Below are 17,098 nucleotides of genomic sequence, written 5' to 3' on the forward strand. Positions count from 1 at the left end.
CGATCAGCGCGCCCCGGCGGCGGATGGCAACAGGGTCAGCTCGTCGGTGCCGGTGCGCTCCACGCGCAGTTTCCAGCCCTGCGCCAGCGCTTGCGCCAGCGCGTCCTGGTCACCGGCATGGAAGCTGCCGCTGACCTTGAGCGAGGCCAGCGCGGGGTCGCCCAGGCGCAGCTGGGTGGCGGAGTAGCGGTTCATCGACTGCAGCAGGTCGTCGAGCCGGCGCTGGTCGAACGACAGCTCGCCGCGCGTCCAGCCGCGCGCCTGGTCCAGATCCAGCGGCGCCACGTCGGCCGCATGGCCCTGCGCATCGATGTGCAGCTGCTGCGCCGGGGCCAGGTTGCTGCTCCAGGTTTGCCCCACGGTGTCGCGGCTGACCGACACGCGGCCTTCCAGCAGCCCCACCGTCACACCCTCGGCGCGCCGGCTGACCTGGAACGTGGTGCCGATGTCGCGGATCACGTTGCCGTCCACCAGCACCACGAACGGGCGCGCGGCGTCGTGCGCCACGTGGAACTGGGCGCGGCCGTTGCGCAGGATCACCTCGCGCTGGTGCGCACTGAAGCGGGTGACCAGGCTGGACTGCGCATCGAGCTGCACCTGCGTGCCGTCGGTGAGTGTGACCGCCTGCGGCAGACCGGTGCCCGCCGCGTAGCTCTGCTCCACCGGCGCGCCGAGGCGCACCATCTGGGTCAGCCCCACCGCCACCAGCACGCCGGCGGCGAGGCCGGCGGCCATCCACCAGGTGCGCTGCGGACGCGCGACCGGGCGCCGGGCCAGGTCGCGCCGGGCGGCCCGCGCCACCGCGCGCAGCAGCGGGTCCTCGGCCAGCATGGCGGCATTGCGGTGCAGGTAGTCCACCTCCGCGAATGCGGCGGCGTGATCCGGGTCGGCGGCGCGCCAACGCTCGAACGCTTCCTCGTCCTGCGGGCTGCGGGCCGGCGAATGCAGCCTGGCCAGCCAGGCTTCGGCACTGTCGGGAAAGCCGGCGGCCGGCGGATCCATCGCGTGACGGTTCATCATGATTCGACCTCCGTGTGAAAGGCGCCCAGACGCTCGCGCAGCGAGCGCAGGGCCCGGCTGATGTGCTTCTCCACCGCCTTGACGCTGATGCCGCAGTGGTCGGCGATTTCGGTGTACGTCATGCCTTCGATCCGGTTCAGCAGATAGATCTGCCGACAACGCTGCGGCAGGCGCAGCAGGGCGCGCTGGAGTGCCACCAGCTCCTGCTGCGAGGCGGTGCGCTGCTCGTGGCTGGGCTCGTTGGCGGCCAACTCGCCGGCCTCGTCGTCCAGGCTCACGTGGTGCGCATCGAAGTGGCTGGCGGCGCGCCGGCTGCGGTCGTGCAGGGCATTGACGGCGATGCGATAAAGCAGCGCCATCCAGGTTTCCGGCGCGTGGCCGCGGTAACGCATCAGCCGGGTCAGGCTTTCCTGGGCCAGATCCTCGGCGTCGTCCGCCGAGCGCGTGCGCCTGTGCAGGAAGCGCACCAGCGTCTCGCGCTGCGATCGCACGAAGCCGTCGAATTCGTTTGAGTGACCGGTGCCGGCAAGCGTCTGCTCGGGCTCGGCCGCGCCCAGGGCCATGCGGAGGCACCGTGTGTTGACCAGAGATATAGTCGTCACGATATCGCAACCGCCGCCGCTTGTGGCCACCGATGAAGTGCTTCCGCGTCCATGCGGAAGGCTTGAGGGCCGCAATCCCTGCGCGGGGGGATGCCGGGACCGGGATGGCTGATGCCGCCAAACCGGGCCCACACCCCTTCAACGCGATCGGCGCCGATCCCCCCTACCTCCCATTTCGCCTGCGCCCCCGATCCTCAGGGGGACAGGTCGATCGCGTAGGTGGCGGTGCCGTCGCCGTGGTCCTTCAGCTGGCGTACGTGGTTCAGGCCAGCGGCTGCCGCCACCGCCTGCTTGCCCGCGGCGGCGCGGAACACCACCGGGCCGCGGGTCTTCAGCGGGGCGAAGTGCCAGGAGGTCGGCTCCAGGTCGGCGGCGGTGAGGTGCTGTTTGCGCTCGATCCAGCGCGCCAGGATCTCGCGCGCGCCGTCGGGCGAGGCCAGCACGATGTTGCTGCCGTCCAGACCGGGGAAATGCCCGCCGCCGCTGGCCCGGTAGTTGTTGGTGACGATCACGAACGGCTGCTGCGGGATGACCGGCTTGCCGTCATAAGTGAGTGAGGTGATGCGCTCGCCGGCCGGCTTCGACACGTCGATGGTGTAGGCGATGCCGCCCTGGATCTGGTCGAAGTTGTAGCCGACGTAGTGCGGGTTGATCAGCGCCTGCTCGCCGGCCTTGGCCGGGTCGATGCGGTTGAAGCGGCGCGCCGACTGTTCCAGCCAGGCCTTGAGCCCGGCCCCGTCGGTCTTCACCGCGGCCAGGGTGTTCGGATAGAAGTACAGGTCGGCGGCGCTGCGCAGGGTGAGCGGGCCGGGGGCCACGTCGGTGTAGTCGTCCGGGCCGCCGAAGCCGGTGCGGAATGCGGCGGCGGCCGACAGCACCGGCACATCTGCCAGCTCAGGATGGGTCTTGGGCAGCTCGGCGCGCACGTACTCCGCCTGCGCGGCGTTGATCGGCGCCAGCGCGGTCATGTCGCCCTCGTCGGCAAAGTAGCTGCTCAGCCGCACGCGGCTGTCGCCGATCGGCGTGTTGACGTAGGCGATGGCCGCCTCGTGCACCTTGGCCACCAGCGGGGCGATCGCCGGATCCGGCGCCACGCAGTCCGGTGCCTTGCCCTTCACGGCCGGCTGGCAGATCGGACGCACCTCGCTATGGGTGTCGGCCTTGTCCACCACCCACTTGCCGCCCTGGCGCACCAGCGCCAGCTTGATCACGCCCAGGTCCTTGCCGAAGAAGCCGCCCATCACCGCCGGCACGCCGCGCACCAGGCCGCGCTCGGCGTCCACATCCTGCATGCCGGCGTAGTGCGGGCCGGGGAACTCGGTGTGCGAGTGGCCCAGCAGCAGGGCGTCGATGCCCGGCACGCCGGCCAGGTGCCAGCCGCCGTTTTCCATGTCCGGCGTGTAGGGCCGGTCGTCCAGGCCGCCGTGCAGCACGGCGACGATCAGGTCCGGGTGCTGCGCCTCCAGCGCCGGCAGGTATTTCTGCGCCGCCTCCACCACGCCGCTCACGGTCACCCGGCCCTCGAGCTTCTGCTTGTCCCACTGCAGGATCGGCGGCGGCGCGAAGCCGAGGATGCCCACCTTCAGCGGCACCGCCAGCTTGCTGCCGTCCGGGGTGTAGGCCTCGATGGTCTTGCTCACCAGCGCCCACGGCTTGAACAGCGGCTTGCCGTCGCGCGCGCTGGCCACGTTGGCCAGCACCAGCGGGAAATGCGGGCCGGCGCAGCGCTTGGATGTGCCGCCGTCCACGTTCATCGGCGTGCCGGTGACCTGCGACAGGAACGGCAGGCCGTAGTTGAACTCGTGGTTGCCGGCGGTGGCGCCGTCGTAGCCGACGCTGTCCATCGCGCGGTAGACCGCCAGCTCCTCGTTGCAGCCCACCGGCCTGGCCAGCGCCTGGTAGTCGGCCAGCACGGAACCCTGGATGGTGTCGCCGTCGTCGAACAGGAAGGTGTTGGGAAATTCCTGCCGCGCCCGGCGGATCAGCGTCGCCGTGCGCTCGTAGCCCAGCGTCGGATCGGCCTTGAGCTTGTAGTAGTCGTAGCCGAGCAGGTTGGAGTGGATGTCGGTGGTTTCCAGGATCGCCACGTCGGCCCGAGCGCCGTCGACCAGCGCGGGGTGGCGAGACAGCAGGCCGCTGCAACCGGCCAGCAGGCCCGCGGCGAGCACGCCCAGGACCAGCGTGGAAACGGGGCGGGGGCGGGGTGCGGACATGGCGGGTTCCGTCGATCAGAAGAGGAGCGAAACCTAGCAGATCGGCGTGTCGTTTCGCCCCGCGATCGCTTCCCTAATGGCCGACAACGACCAAACGTGCGGCACTCACCGGAGCTGTCATCGCACCGTAAGATTCGCGCCGGATCACCTCGATCCGCACAGGGGCCGCCTCGATGAATGCACTCTCGTCCCGCACGGCACGCCTGCGGGCTGGCCGGTGGCTGGCGGCCGCCTGGTTTGCCGCCTGCGTGGGATTCACCGCCTGGCAGGAGCCGGCGCCGGGCCAGCAGCTGTTCGTGCTGGTGGTGATGCTGTGCAGCCTCGGCGTGGCCGTGTGCCTCACGGCGCGACCCGCGCTGGCGCTGGTGCTGACCGGCGCCGGCTTCGTGCTGCTCAAGGCGCTGGGCCAGCTCAAGCTGCGCTACCTCGATTCCTCGCTGATGCCGGCGGATTTCATCTACTTCGTGCGCTCCAGCCTGGTCGAGACGCTGGAGCACTACCCGCCGCTGCTGGCCGCCGCCGCGGCCGTGGCGATCGGCCTGCCGCTGGCGGTGTGGCTGCTGTGGCGGCGCGAGCCGGCGGTGGATGCCATGCAGCGCCGGCCGCGCGCGCTGGCGACGCGGGCGCTGGGCGTCGCCGCGGCGGTGTTCGCGCTGCACCTGGCGCTGGCCGCCAATGGCCCGTTCGCGCAGGTGCACAACCGCAACGCGTGGCAGAAGCTGTCCGATGCCGCGCAGCTGACCAACTTCTTCGTCAACCTGGAAGACGACGACGTGCACCTGCCGCCGCGTTCCAGCGATGCGATCGCCGAGCAGGCCTGGGCGCATACCGCCGGCAGCGCACCGCCAGCCGTGCCAGCGCCGGCCGCCCGTTACCCGGACATCGTGCAGGTGCTGGAGGAGAGCACCTTCGATCCGTCGGTGTTCACCGCCTGCAACCTGCCGCCGTGCCGCGTCGGCATGTTCCGCGCCGACGCGCACACCCGCGCCCACGGCGCGCTGCGCGTGCACACCTTCGGAGGCGGCACCTGGGTGAGCGAGTTCGCCTCGCTGACCGGCCTGCCGCAGAGCATCTTCGGCCCCGGCGGCATGTATGCGCCCTACGTGCTGGCGCCGCGCGTGCACGACACGCTGCCGCTGCAGCTGCAGCGGCTGGGCTACCTGACGGTGGCGATCTATCCCACCGCCGGCGGCTTCATCAACGGCCGCAACGCCTACCGCGACTATGGCTTCGAGCAGTTCTACGACGTCAACGACCTGGGGCTGCAGGCCTGGAAGAGCAGCGACGCGCAGATGTTCGCCGCGGCGTGGAAGGTGTACCAGCGCGTGAAGCAGCCGGGCCGTCCGGTGTTCATGATGATCCTCACCCTGGCCCAGCACGGCCCGCACGACATCCACCCGCTGTCGTCGCTGCCGCCGCCGTACAACCGCGGCCTGCTGCACGGCCTGCCCGAGCAGGCGGCGCTGAACTTCGACACCTACCTGTCGCGGCTGCAGGCCTCGGACCGGGCCATGCGCGAGCTGGAAGCGCGCTTCCTGCACCGCCCGCAGCCCACCGTGCTGATGACCTTCGGCGATCACCAGCCGGCCTTCAGCGGGCTGATCCGCGAGCTGACGCGCACGTTGCCGGCCACCGCGCCGGCGAGCGTGCGCGAGAAGCAGGACTACCTCACCTACTACATGCTCAAGAGCAACCTGGTCGATCCGCCGCTGCTGCCGTCCTACCCGCTGCTGGACATCGCCTACCTGCCCAGCATGGTGCTGCAGGCGGCGGGGTTGCCGACCGATCCCTACTTCGCCGCCGAGACGACGCTGCGCGATCGCTGCGACGGCCTGTACACCGATTGCGCCCAGCCCGACCTGCTCGCCTCGTACCACGCCTGGATCTTCGACCGGCTGCACGTCTACCAGTGACGCGCAGCCGATCACCCGCCGCCGCGCTCAGTGGCGGTCGGCGGCGGCCTGGTCGAAATAGGTCCAGCTGCGGCCGTCGAACGACAGCCGCTTCTGCTGCACGGTAAAGCTGTAGCGGGTGGCGGGCAGCGGCGCACCGTCGATGCGCACGGTCTTCAGCCCCGTCGCCGGCTGCGCGGGGCGGATCGCCGCCGGCTTCACCGCGTAGTCCGACAGCGGTCGCGCCAGCGCGCCGGTGAGCGCCTCGTGCAGCACGCGGCCCTGCGCGGTGTGCAGCGGCAGGTTCAGCAGCGCGGCCAGCGTGGGTGCCACGTCCACGTTGCCGCTGGGCAGCGGATCGCGCATGGCCTGGCGGAAATCCGGGCCGCTGGCGATCAGCGTGTTGTGCACGTCGCGCGGGCTGAAACTGCCGTGCTGGCCGCGCTCGGTGGACACCGTGCCGACCTCGGTGCCGGGGAAGCCCTGCACCACGGCGTTGGCGTCCCACGCGTAGCTGATGATGATGTCCGGCCCGCGGCGGGCGTTGTCCAGATGCACCGCTTCGGCCGGCAGGGTGCCGGGGATGGCGCCGTAGCGTTTGGCCACGAACACCGTGTTGACCACGGCGCGCGACTGCAGGAAGCGCACCACGCGCTTGACCACCGCCGCATCGTGCGTGGGTACGTACAGGTAATCGGTGCCGTCGTTCGGCGCGATCACCACGGCGTCCTTCGGCAAAACGTCGGGCACCACATAGCTCGGCGTGGTGTACGGGCCGGGCTTGCCGCACACGCGGCCGTCGTCGTCGTAGTGGGTGGGATGCAGCGGCGTGCCGTCGGCGCGGATGCCGCTCATCACCGGAGCGTAGATGCAGCCCTCGCCGTCGTAGGCGTGGAAGCCGGCACGGGTGAGGTCGTCGGCCATGCGCACGCTGCCGGACACCGAAAAGCCCCAGTCGCGGTCGATGCCCGCCACGCGGCCGTCGTTGATCGCGCGCAGCGGAAACAGCGCGGCGGGGCCGGCGACGTTGCTGTGGCCGTGGTCGGAAACTACGACGAGGTTGGTGTCCTGCGTCATGCCCAGTTCGCGCAGCTTCGCCTCCAGCTGGCCGAGCAGCGCGTCCTGCGCCTGCAGCGCGAGGTGGAACTCCGGCGAGCCCACACCGTACTGGTGCTGGGTGGTGTCGGGATTGCGCAGCCACACGATGCTCACGTCCGGCCGGTGCTTCGGCAGCACCTCGTCCAGGTAGACCTTCATCATCCATGCGTTGGCTGGGCCGGGCGTGGTCTCGCCGGCGGCGGTGGCGTCGGAAGTGACGCCGTCCTTGAGCTTGACCAGCTTGCCGGCTTCGGTCGGCACGTCGTTGTCCTCGCGCAGCTGCAGCTGGCGGGCCTCGTAGGTGTAGGCGGTGTGCGCCGGAAGCGGGTAGCCGGCGCTCTGCAGCTCCTTGGCGAAGGCCAGCGGCAGCACGGTGTTCTCATCCAGCAGTACGTTGTTGCCGCCGACGTTCGGCAGCTTGTAATCCTGCAGGAAGGCCGGGCCGGACTTGCCGATCACCGCCGTGGTCAGGCCGGCCTTGTGCGCGGTGGCGAGCAGGGTCGGCACTTCCAGCAGCGCGCCGTCCTCGTGGCGGTCGAGGTCGCGCAGCACGGCGTAATCCTCGGTGTAGATCGGGTCCTGGAAATCCGCCGCCTCGCCCTTGGCGTTGAGGCCTTCGCCGCCCGGCGCATAGAAGCTGTTGCCGTAGAAGCCGATCGGCCCCGGAAACGCACCGGTGGCGAAACTCGACGCGTTCGCCATGGTGAAGGTGGGGTAGGTCGAGTGGTTGTCGGTGAAGAACACGCCGCGCTGCGACAGCGCCAGCAGGTTCGGCGTGTCCTGCGCGCTGATCGCGTCCGGCCGCATGCCGTCCCACACGAACACGATGATGCGGTGGTGCGGCGTGGGTGCCGCCGCGTGCGCCGATCCGGCCAGTGCGGCCATGCAGGCGAAGGAGACCAGCAGACGACGGAGCAGGGACATGCACGAGCCTCGCGGAAGACGGACGAATCAGCCGCGCATCATCGCATCGCGTTGTTTGCAGTTGAGTGGCAACGCGGCTTGGAGGTTGCGAAAAAATCGATCGCCCCGCAGTAGGCGCGCGATTTTTCGCATCCTTTTAGTGCGCGGCGTGATTTCCTGCGATCCAGCTGTCGTGCACGAGCAACGCATCGTCCAGTGCGACCAGGTCGGCCTGCTGCCCGGCGTCGATGCGCCCGCGCGTGGCGGCGAGGCCCAGCCAGTCGGCAGGATAGGCGCTGGCCATGCGTGAGGCTTCTTCCACGGACATGCCGACCATCCGCACGAGATTGCGCAGGCCGGTGGCCATGTCCAGCGCGGAGCCGGCGAGCACGCCGTCGTCGCTCTGGCAGATGCCGTCCTTCATCACGATGGTCTGGCCGTTGAGTGTGTAGTCGGGACGATCCGAGCCCACCGGCGGCATCGCATCGGTGACCAGCACGCACTTGCCGCGCGCCTTGGCCGCGATCGCCACGCGCAGGCTCACCGGATGCACGTGGTGGCCGTCGACGATCAGTCCGCACCAGCTGTGCGCGTCGTCCAGCGCGGCGCCGACCACGCCGGGCTCGCGGCTGGTGAGCGGGGTCATCGCGTTGTAGAGATGAGTGAAGCCGCACAGGCCGGCGTCGAGCGCGGCGCGGGTGGTGGCGTAGTCGGCGCCGGTGTGGCCGGCGACCACGAGCACGCCGGCATCGGCGAGGCGGCGGATGGTCGCCGGCGGCACGCATTCGGGGGCCAGCGTGAGCATCACCTTGCCGCGGCGCGGCGCGCTGATCAGTGCGAGATCTTCTTCATCCAGCGGACGGAACAGCGTGCTGTCGTGGATGCCCTTGCGCGCGCCGGCGAGGAACGGGCCTTCCAGGTGGATGCCCAGGATGCCCGGCACGCCTGCCTCGATCGCCGCGTCCACCGCGTCCAGTGCGCGGCGCATGGTCTCGCGCGTGTCGGTGATCAGCGTGGGCAGCAGCCCGGTGGTGCCGAAACGGCGGTGCGCGGCGGCGATGCCGCGCAGCGTGTCCACCGTGGGCGCGTCGTTGAACAACAGCCCGCCGCCGCCGTTGACCTGCACGTCGATGAAGCCGGGCAGCAGCTGTTTTCCGCCCAGGTCGTGCCGGGTCGCCTGCGCCACGCGCGGATCGTCGGCCGGACAGACGGCGGCGATGCGTGCGCCGTCGATCAGCACGGCAAGCCCCTCCCGCAGGCCGTGCTCGCCCATCACACGAGCGTTGACGAGGGCAGTGAGCGAAGCGGACATCAGACGGTCTCCGTGACCTTGCGCAGGTGGGGCGGTACGTCCGGATCGTAGCCGCGCGCGAGCGACAGCGCGCTGGCTGCCTTGTAGAAACTCTGCACCGCCAGCAGTGGTGCGGTGAGCGGCGACACGCCCGAGGCCAGCGGCAGGCTGTCGTCGCCGCTCACGCCCGGCGCGGCCAGCAGCACGCGGGCGCCGCGGGCGCGGAATTCGCGCGCGACGGCCACGGTGTTGTCCATGGTGCCGTCGTCCTGGGCGAAGAACAGCACCGGGAAGCCGGCGCCGACCAGCGCCATCGGCCCGTGCTTCACCTCGGCCGCGCTGAACGCCTCGGCGTGCAGGCCGCAGGTTTCCTTGAGCTTGAGCGCGGCCTCCAGCGCTGCGCCGAAACCGAAGCCGCGCCCGACCACGAACAGGTTCTGCACGCCGGCGAAGCCTTCCACCATCGGCGACCAGTCGGCGTTCCAGCCTGCGCGCAGCTGCTGCGGCAACGCGGCCAGCGTGGCGTCGAGCGCGCCGTCGCCGCGCCAGCTGGCGGTGAGCTGCAGCACGGCGGCGAGCGAGGCGAGGTAGCTCTTGGTGGCCGCCACGCTTTTTTCCGCGCCGGCGTGCAGCGGGATGCAGGTGTCGGCCATCGCCGCCAGCGGCGAATCCTCCACGTTGACCAGGGCGAGCACGCGCGCGCCGGCGTCCTTCGCCGCCCGCGCCGCGCGCAGCAGGTCCGGGCTCTTGCCCGACTGCGAGATCGCCACGAACAGCGCGTCGCCCAGCGCCAGCGGCGCGTCGTAGATCGACGACACCGAGGGCGAGGCCGAGGCGGTGATCAGGCCGAGCTGGGTCTCGAACACGTACTTGGCGTAGGCGGCGGCGTGATCGGAGCTGCCGCGCGCACAGGTGACGATGAAGCGCGGCGGCTTCGCGCGCAGCTGCTCGCCGAGTGCGCCCAGGCGCGTGGCGTTGCGCGCGAACTGCTGCGCGATCACCTCGGCGCTCTCGCCGGCCTCGCGGTACATCAGGGTGGTGCTGGCATCTTTCATGAAACGGTCCGTCGGTGGGGGCGGGGCGCAAGCGCGCACACCGCGAGGCCGGGGGCCGGCGTCGCGGGTGGCATGAGCGATGGGAGGGGATGCGCGTCGCGGAACTGCGCGACGCGCGCGGTCAGCCGGGGCGCTTGGCCGGCGTGGCGCCGCGCGGCGGCGCGGTGGAGCCGCGCACCACCAGCTCGGGCACGAAGCCCTCGTTCGCCGGGGGCGGGCTGTCGTCGTCGCTCTCGGCGTGCTGCAGCTCGGCCATCAGGCGCAGCGCGGCGTGCCGGGCGATTTCGCGGGTGGACTGGCGCGCGGTGGTCAGCGCCGGCCAGGCCTGCTTGGAGAACGGGTTGTCCTCGAAGCCGGCAATGGACAGGTCCCACGGCACGTCGAGCCCGGTCGAACGTGCTGCGGCCAGCACGCCGGCGGCGATCTCGTCGTTGCTGCCGAAGATCGCGGTCGGCGGCTCCTTCAGCGCAAACAGCTTGCGCGCGCCGCGAAAGCCGTCGTCGAAGGCGTAGCGGCCCGGCAGCACCAGCTTCTTGTTGAGCGCGATGCCGTAGTCCTTCAGCGCGTCGGCGTAGCCCTGGTAGCGCTCCGGGCTGGAGCGGTGGTGCGGCTCGCCCCACAGGAAACCGATGCGCGTGTGGCCGAGCTGGATCAGGTGCTCGGTGATCGCATAGGCCGCGTCGCGATCGTCCACGTAGACGCAGGGGTAGCCGTCCTTCGGGTCGTCGCGCGAGGCGATGATGCGCACGAAGTGCACATCGTGTTCCTTCAGCGTGGCGATCAGTTCGGGCTGCTCCGACATCGGCGGCGCCAGCACCAGCCCGGCCAGCCGCGCGCGCTTGACCAGCGCCACCAGCTCCTCGGCCAGGTGCGGCGAGCTGGCGTCGCAGGGATGGATCTGCAGACCGAAGCCGCGCTCGCGGCAGGCGGAGAGCACGCCCTCCTGCAGGCTGATCACGTAGTGCGCGTTCGGGTTGTCGTACACGAGGCCGATCGCGTACGAGTGCGCCGCGCGCAGGCTGCGCGCCGACAGGTTGGGCCGGTAGCCCAGCGCCTCGACCGCGCGCTCCACCTTCTGCCGCGTGTCCGCGCGGACGGACGCTTCCTGGTTGATCACCCGCGAGACGGTCTTCAGCGAGACACCGGCTCGCTTGGCGACGTCCTTGATGGTGGCATGACGCAACGCAGGGCACTCCTTCGGATGGGCGACGCATCGTAGCCCACCCGGACCGGCAGATGGCGGCGACAGGCTTGGACTTTGGCCGCATGCCGGCGGGTCAGCCCGCCCGCAGGCCCACGCGGTGGCCGCGCACGCCGTAGAACAGGATGTAGAGGTAGCAGGGCACCATCAGCAGCGCGAACACCGCCTGGAAATCGAAGTGCTGCTTGAGGTGCGCGAACAGCTGCGGCACCACCGCACCGCCGGCGATGGCCATGATCAGCAGCGCCGAGCCGGCCTCGGTATGGCGTCCCAGCCCCTTGATCGCCAGCGGGAAGATCGCCGGCCACATCATCGCGTTGGCAAAGCCCAGCGCGGCGACGAAGCCCACCGAGAGGTAGCCGCTGGTGGCGTACGCGCCCGCGCTGAACAGCACGCCGAGCACTGCCGATATCGCCAGGTAGCGCTGCTGGGTGAACACGCGCGGGATCAGCAGCAGCCCGGCCACGTAACCCACCAGCATCGCGCCGAGGGTCAGCGCGGTGAAGCGGCTGGTCCATTCCAGCGGCAGATGGAAGCCGGCGCCGTAGGTGCCGATCGCGTCGCCCGCCATCACCTCCACACCGACGTAGAGGAACAGACACAGCACGCCCAGCCACAGATGCGGGAAGCTGAAGATGCTGCCGTCCGCGTGGCCCACCGCCGCCTCGCTGTTCGCACCGGACGGCTTGATCTCCGGCAGCGACGAGCGCACCACCCACACCGCCAGCAGCACCAGCAGGCCGGCCATCACCAGGTAGGGCAGGTGCACCTTGGCCGCGAACGCATCGAGCAGGCCCGTGCGCGCCTCGGGCGTGGCCGCATCGCGCACCTGCTGGTCGATCTTGTCGATGCCCTTGAGCACCAGCGCGCTGAACGTCAGCGGGGCCAGCACGCCGGCAAGCTTGTTGCAGATGCCCATGAAGGCGATCCGCTGCGCGCCGCTCTCGATCGGGCCGAGGATGGCGATGTACGGGTTGGACGCCGTCTGCAGCAGCGACAGTCCGGCGCCGATCACGAACAGCCCGACCAGCGCCCCGGCAAACACGCGCAGGCTGACGAACTGGCTGAACAGCACCGCGCCCACCGCCATTGCGAACAGCCCCAGCGCCATGCCCTTCTTCATGCCGGTGCGCCTGAGCAGTGCGGATGCCGGCAGCGAAAACACCAGGTAGGAGATGTAGAACGCGAACGGCACCAGGAACGCGTAGGCGTCCGGCACCTGGAAGGCCAGTTTGACGAAGGCGATCAGCGGTCCGTTGAGCCAGGTCACGAAGCCGAAGATGAAGAACAGCACGCCGATCATGATCATCGGCCCGAGGGTGGAGCGGCCCGTCATGGGCGATGCGTCGAGCGTGGTGGACGACATGCGGAACTCCCCCGAACCGGTCTGCGGACAGTGATGCGATGCGGGTGGATCGCGCTCGGCGACCACCCTCCCCGAAGTCGGCTTTATGGACGTGCAGGCATAACGTTGTCAATCGGAATGTCCCGCGCGCCGTCCCGCAGCGTGTCGTCGTGGCGGCTGGCGGAGGTGTCGGTGCGCGCCGCCGCTGGTGCACCGCGACACGGCTTTTCTGAAGCCTTGAAGTGGCCATGATCCGCGCAGTGGCGGGTCCTTTCGCCTTGCTCATGAGGTGCGCCCGACCTTCATTCATGCGCGCCTGTTGCGGCGCGAAAGCGTCCGTTTCAGGCCCTGCCACGGAAATGGTTGACAACGTTGTCATGCCTTGCACACACTCCGGCCATGCGTGTCTTCGCCGAGCACTGGCGCAGGACCATCGGGAAAGGGGGAATACGGCGTGGCGGAAGTGGCGGGACACAGCGCAGTGGCGAGTGCGGCGGCCGCGCGGCCGTTTCTGGCCGCCGACGTCGGCGGCACCCATGCGCGCATCGGGCTGGTCAGCCGTGACGCGGACGCCGCGCAGCCGGTAAGCGTGCACGCCTACCAGCGCTACGCCTGCGCCGAGTGGCCGAGCCTCACCGCGGTGCTGGAGGATTTCGTGGCGCACGTGGCGCCCACCGCGCCGATCGAACGCTGCGCCGTCGCCAGCGCCGGCTACGTGCTGGGCGACGCCATCGTCAACGACAACCTGCCCTGGCCGGTGTCGATCCGCGAGATCCGCGAGCGGTTGGGGCTCGCCCAGCTCGCGGTGATCAACGATTTCGAGGCGGTGGCCTACGCCACCCAGTTCCTCACCCGCGCCGACACGCTGGGCGTGATCGACAACACCGCGCCGGCGGCGCCCGGTCCGGTGCTGGTGATGGGGCCAGGCACCGGCCTGGGCTCGGCGGTGCTGCTGCCCGGCGCGCACGGACCCAGCGTGCTGGCCACCGAGGCCGGGCAGATCGCGCTGGCGCCGGGCAACGAGCGCGAGATCGCGGTGCTGCGCATCCTGGCGCGCGAGCGCTCGCACGTCTCGTTCGAGCATGCGCTGTCCGGTCCGGGCCTGATCAACCTGTATCGCGCGCTGTGCGAACTGCGCGGCGTCGCGCCCGCGCTCACGCTGCCGGCTGAAGTCACGCGCAGCGCACTGACTGGTTCCGATGCGGCGGCGGTGGAGGCGGTGGACATGTTCTGCGGCCTGCTGGGCAGCTTCGTCGGCGACCTGGTGCTGCTGTACGGCGCGCGCAGCGGGGTGTTCCTCGCCGGCGGCATCCTGCCGCAGATCCGCGAGCTGCTGCTGGCCAGCACGTTCGCCGCGCGCTTCTTCAACAAGGGCGTGATGCACGCCTACCTGCAGCAGGTTCCGGTGCGCCTGATGGAGCACGGCCAGCACGGCGTGATCGGCGCTGCCGGTCTGTACCTGGACGGCCATTCCGCGGAACTGCGCTGAGCGGCCACGACAACCCACGGCTTTTGTAACGCGACCACCAAGCAATCGACGTTCCACACCACCGGGCAATCGCCCAGCAACTACACCGGCCACGGCAGCTCCACACACAACAACCGTTGCCGATCCGGCTCTGAGGGGAGGACACCATGTCACATCGCAAAACGCTGTTAGCCGCGAGCATCGTCGCCAGCTTGTGCCTTGCCGGCACGCTGCAGGCACAGGATGCCAACCAGAACACCGCACCGCGCAAGGACAAGGCCAAGGAGCTGGCCGCGATCACCGTCACCGGCATCCGCGACAGCGAGGCCGAGTCGCTGGCGCTGAAGAAGGACGCCGCCTCGCACGTGGAGATCGTCACCGCCGAGGACATCGGCAAGCTGCCGGCCAAGAACGTGGCCGACACGCTGCAGCGCCTGCCCGGCGTCAACATCAGCTCGTCCAGCGCCAGCGAGGGCGGCTTCGACGAGAGCGACCGCGTGAGCCTGCGCGGCACCAACCCCAGCCTCACCCAGACCCTGGTCAACGGCCACACCGTGGGCACCGGCGACTGGTTCGTGCTGAGCCAGGTGCAGACCGTCGGCCGCAGCGTGAGCTACAGCCTGCTGCCGTCGGAGATCGTCAGCCAGGTGGTGGTGCACAAGGCGTCGGAGGCGCATCTGGTCGAGGGCGGCAGCGCCGGCTCGGTGGACATCATCACCCGCAAGCCGCTGGAATTCGCCAAGCCGTACACCGCCGAGGCGTCCATCGGTGGCGTCTACTCCGACCTGCCCGGCACCACCAAGCCGCAGTTCAGCGGCCTGTTCAACTGGAAGAATGATGCCAACACCGCCGGCGTGCTGGTGCAGGCGTTCTACGAGAAGCGCGAGCTGCAGCGCAACGGCCAGGAGATCGTGGGCGGCTACAGCCAGATCGGCGCCAACGATCCGATCGCCGTCGCCCATCCGGACCTCGCCGGCGTGTACTACCCGAACCTCACCGGTGCCGCGCTGTTCACCCAGCAGCGCGAGCGCAAGGGCGGCGTGATCGACTTCGAGATCAAGCCCACCGACAACCTCACGCTGGACCTGAGCGGCTTCTACTCCAAGCTCAAGGCCGACAACTACAACCGCAACTATCTGATGTGGGCCAGCCAGTTCGTGCCCTCGGGTGCGGGCCTGCAGCCGGGTTACACGGTCAGCAACAATGTGCTGACCAACGCGGTGTTCGCCCCGGTCGCCGGCAGCACCACGCCGTACGGCGTGTACGACCAGATCTCCCGTCCCGGCGCGTCGTCCGAATCGAAGTACCTCACGCTGGACGCCGACTGGCGCGTCACCGATCACCTGGACATCAAGGGCCAGATCGGCACCACCCGCGGCAGCGGCGCCAGCCCCACGCAGGACGTGATCGAGCTGGGCGTGGGTGCCGGCGCGGGCGCCAGCTGGGGCATGAACGGCATCGGCAAGCCGACCAACTGGACGCTGGGCGGCGACAACAGCTCGCCCTCGGGCATCCTGCCGCAGGCCGGCTGGATCTTCGGCGGCCAGGGCATCAAGGTGAAGGACAAGGAGGACTGGGCGCAGTTCGACGGCGAGCTCGATTTCGACGACGGCGCGCTCACCTCGCTGCAGTTCGGCGCCCGCTACGCCAAGCACGAGCGCAGCAATCCGTTCGAGGTGGCGCAGGGTCCGAACTGGGCGTCCGACTGGCAGAACCCGGCGGCGTATCCGACCGGCCACCAGAACTACCCGAGCGATTTCGGCAGCTCGCTGGGCGGCAGCTTCCCCGGCAACATCTGGTACTACACGCCGGGCCAGCTGGCGCAGATCGACGCGCAGTTCGCCAACCGCGATCCGGTCAGCCGCTTCTACTTCAACGACATCTACAAGGTGCAGGAGAAGGACTCGGCGGCCTACGTGCAGCTGAACTTCCAGTCCGGCATCGCCAGCGGCAACGTGGGCGTGCGCTACGTGCAGACCAAGGAGACCATCGGCTACACCAGCACCGCGCCCGATGCCGAGGCCAGCTCCGTCACCGGCCCGATCACCGGCTCGGCGTTCGGCGACTACTACTGGAACGTCTACAAGCACGACTACGGCAAGTTCCTGCCCAGCGCCAACCTCAAGTTCGACATCAACGACCAGTGGGTGGCGCGTTTCGCCGCCTCGCAGACGATGACCCGTCCGGACTACTCTGCGCTGGCCGGCTCGGTCTCCGCCGACGACCTCACCCACACCGGCAGCGGCGGCAACCCCAAGCTCAAGCCGCTGATCTCCACCAACTTCGACGCCGCGGTGGAGTGGTACTTCGCCCCGCGCGGCCTGCTCTCGGCCAGCGTGTACGCAATGAACCTGAAGGACTACGTCAACTTCGGCAACGAGGTGCGCACCTTCAAGGATCTGCAGGCCACCCAGAACGCCGGCCAGGACGTCTACTCCGACTACCTGATCAGTGTGCCGACCAACGTCAATGGCCAGGTGCGCGGCGTCGAGCTGAACTACATCCAGCCGATCGGCGACAACTTCGGCGTGCAGGCCAACTACACCTACGCTGACGGCCACGCCTCCGGCGACAAGCCGCTGCAGGGCACCTCGAAGAACACCTACAACGTGTCGGGCTACTTCGAGAACAAGCAGTTCAACGCGCGTGTCAGCTACACCTACCGCTCGGCGTTCTATGCGGGCGTGAGCCGCACCGACACGTTCTTCCAGCAGGGCATCGGCAACCTCGCGGTATCGCTGGGCTACCAGATCAACGACCACATCGCGCTGTCGCTGGACGGCATGAACCTCAACAACCCCAAGCTGAAGTACTACACGCAGAACGCCGCCTACGGAAAGCAGCCGTACGCGTTCTACGTCAACGGTCGCCAGTACTACCTCAACCTGCGCTTCAAGCTCTGACGCGCCCGTCGCGCCGCCGCCTCGACCCCGGCGGCGCGGCCGGCACCCGGCCACGGACGGCCACCCCTTTTCCTCCCCGCGGGTCCGACGTTCGGGCCCGTTTTTTT

11 protein-coding genes are annotated in these 17,098 nt (G+C 69.6%); 3 read left to right on the forward strand and 8 right to left on the reverse strand.

Features of this window, described 5'->3' with window-relative positions:
• Positions 1–3: 3 nt before the first annotated feature.
• From ISP17_RS18830 to ISP17_RS18840, 3 genes are all read right to left on the reverse strand, one after another.
• Entirely contained in the window at positions 4–1,020 is a 1,017-nt protein-coding gene (locus ISP17_RS18830; RefSeq protein ID WP_404635966.1) for a FecR family protein, read from the reverse strand.
• A complete protein-coding gene (locus ISP17_RS18835; RefSeq protein WP_404635968.1) occupies positions 1,017–1,583 on the reverse strand; it encodes an RNA polymerase sigma factor in 567 nt (188 codons plus the stop codon). The genes ISP17_RS18830 and ISP17_RS18835 overlap by 4 nt, the downstream gene beginning before the upstream one ends.
• Before the next feature lie 233 nt (positions 1,584–1,816).
• The gene (locus ISP17_RS18840; RefSeq protein WP_404635970.1) at positions 1,817–3,835 is read right to left on the reverse strand and encodes a bifunctional 2',3'-cyclic-nucleotide 2'-phosphodiesterase/3'-nucleotidase; all 2,019 of its coding nucleotides are present in this window, start codon (positions 3,833–3,835) and stop codon (positions 1,817–1,819) included.
• Between the two features lie 173 nt (positions 3,836–4,008).
• Between ISP17_RS18840 and ISP17_RS18845 the strand changes: the two genes are divergently transcribed.
• Positions 4,009–5,748: a sulfatase-like hydrolase/transferase gene (locus tag ISP17_RS18845; protein WP_404635972.1), complete on the forward strand. Its 1,740-nt coding sequence runs from the start codon at positions 4,009–4,011 to the stop codon at positions 5,746–5,748.
• Between the two features lie 27 nt (positions 5,749–5,775).
• Here the strand turns inward: ISP17_RS18845 and ISP17_RS18850 are convergent, their stop codons facing one another.
• The 5 genes from ISP17_RS18850 to ISP17_RS18870 all read right to left on the reverse strand — a co-directional run bounded on the left by ISP17_RS18850 (position 5,776) and on the right by ISP17_RS18870 (position 12,611).
• Positions 5,776–7,749 carry an alkaline phosphatase family protein gene (locus tag ISP17_RS18850; protein WP_404635974.1) on the reverse strand — a complete coding sequence of 658 codons (1,974 nt, stop codon included), beginning with the start codon at positions 7,747–7,749 and terminating at the stop codon, positions 5,776–5,778.
• Between the two features lie 136 nt (positions 7,750–7,885).
• A complete protein-coding gene (nagA, locus tag ISP17_RS18855) occupies positions 7,886–9,040 on the reverse strand; it encodes an N-acetylglucosamine-6-phosphate deacetylase (protein WP_404635976.1) in 1,155 nt (384 codons plus the stop codon).
• A complete protein-coding gene (locus tag ISP17_RS18860; RefSeq protein WP_404635978.1) occupies positions 9,040–10,074 on the reverse strand; it encodes an SIS domain-containing protein in 1,035 nt (344 codons plus the stop codon). Before ISP17_RS18860 ends, nagA begins: the two co-directional genes overlap by 1 nt.
• Positions 10,075–10,195: 121 nt before the next feature.
• On the reverse strand, positions 10,196–11,257 hold the full coding sequence (locus ISP17_RS18865) for a LacI family DNA-binding transcriptional regulator (protein WP_404635980.1): 1,062 nt from the start codon (positions 11,255–11,257) through the stop codon (positions 10,196–10,198).
• A 94-nt stretch (positions 11,258–11,351) separates the two neighbouring features.
• The gene (locus ISP17_RS18870; protein ID WP_404636066.1) at positions 11,352–12,611 is read right to left on the reverse strand and encodes a sugar MFS transporter; all 1,260 of its coding nucleotides are present in this window, start codon (positions 12,609–12,611) and stop codon (positions 11,352–11,354) included.
• A 463-nt stretch (positions 12,612–13,074) separates the two neighbouring features.
• Here ISP17_RS18870 and glk point away from each other — a divergent pair, with 463 nt between their 5' ends.
• Both glk and ISP17_RS18880 read left to right on the forward strand, forming a co-directional pair.
• Positions 13,075–14,109, forward strand: coding sequence for a glucokinase (gene glk, locus ISP17_RS18875; RefSeq protein ID WP_404635982.1), 1,035 nt, complete (start codon positions 13,075–13,077; stop codon positions 14,107–14,109).
• A gap of 146 nt (positions 14,110–14,255) precedes the next feature.
• Entirely contained in the window at positions 14,256–16,991 is a 2,736-nt protein-coding gene (locus ISP17_RS18880; RefSeq protein ID WP_404635984.1) for a TonB-dependent receptor, read from the forward strand.
• Positions 16,992–17,098: the final 107 nt, after the last annotated feature.

Source organism: Dyella ginsengisoli (assembly GCF_044904665.1).
GTDB lineage: Bacteria > Pseudomonadota > Gammaproteobacteria > Xanthomonadales > Rhodanobacteraceae > Dyella_A > Dyella_A ginsengisoli.

Coding starts and splice junctions, on each gene's coding strand:
- ISP17_RS18830 (WP_404635966.1), bottom strand. CDS start 1,020: ATGATGAACCGTCACGCGATGGATCCGCCGGCCGCCGGCTTTCCCGAC.
- ISP17_RS18835 (WP_404635968.1), bottom strand. CDS start 1,583: ATGGCCCTGGGCGCGGCCGAGCCCGAGCAGACGCTTGCCGGCACCGGT.
- ISP17_RS18840 (WP_404635970.1), bottom strand. CDS start 3,835: ATGTCCGCACCCCGCCCCCGCCCCGTTTCCACGCTGGTCCTGGGCGTG.
- ISP17_RS18845 (WP_404635972.1), top strand. CDS start 4,009: ATGAATGCACTCTCGTCCCGCACGGCACGCCTGCGGGCTGGCCGGTGG.
- ISP17_RS18850 (WP_404635974.1), bottom strand. CDS start 7,749: ATGTCCCTGCTCCGTCGTCTGCTGGTCTCCTTCGCCTGCATGGCCGCA.
- nagA (WP_404635976.1), bottom strand. CDS start 9,040: ATGTCCGCTTCGCTCACTGCCCTCGTCAACGCTCGTGTGATGGGCGAG.
- ISP17_RS18860 (WP_404635978.1), bottom strand. CDS start 10,074: ATGAAAGATGCCAGCACCACCCTGATGTACCGCGAGGCCGGCGAGAGC.
- ISP17_RS18870 (WP_404636066.1), bottom strand. CDS start 12,611: ATGACGGGCCGCTCCACCCTCGGGCCGATGATCATGATCGGCGTGCTG.
- ISP17_RS18880 (WP_404635984.1), top strand. CDS start 14,256: ATGTCACATCGCAAAACGCTGTTAGCCGCGAGCATCGTCGCCAGCTTG.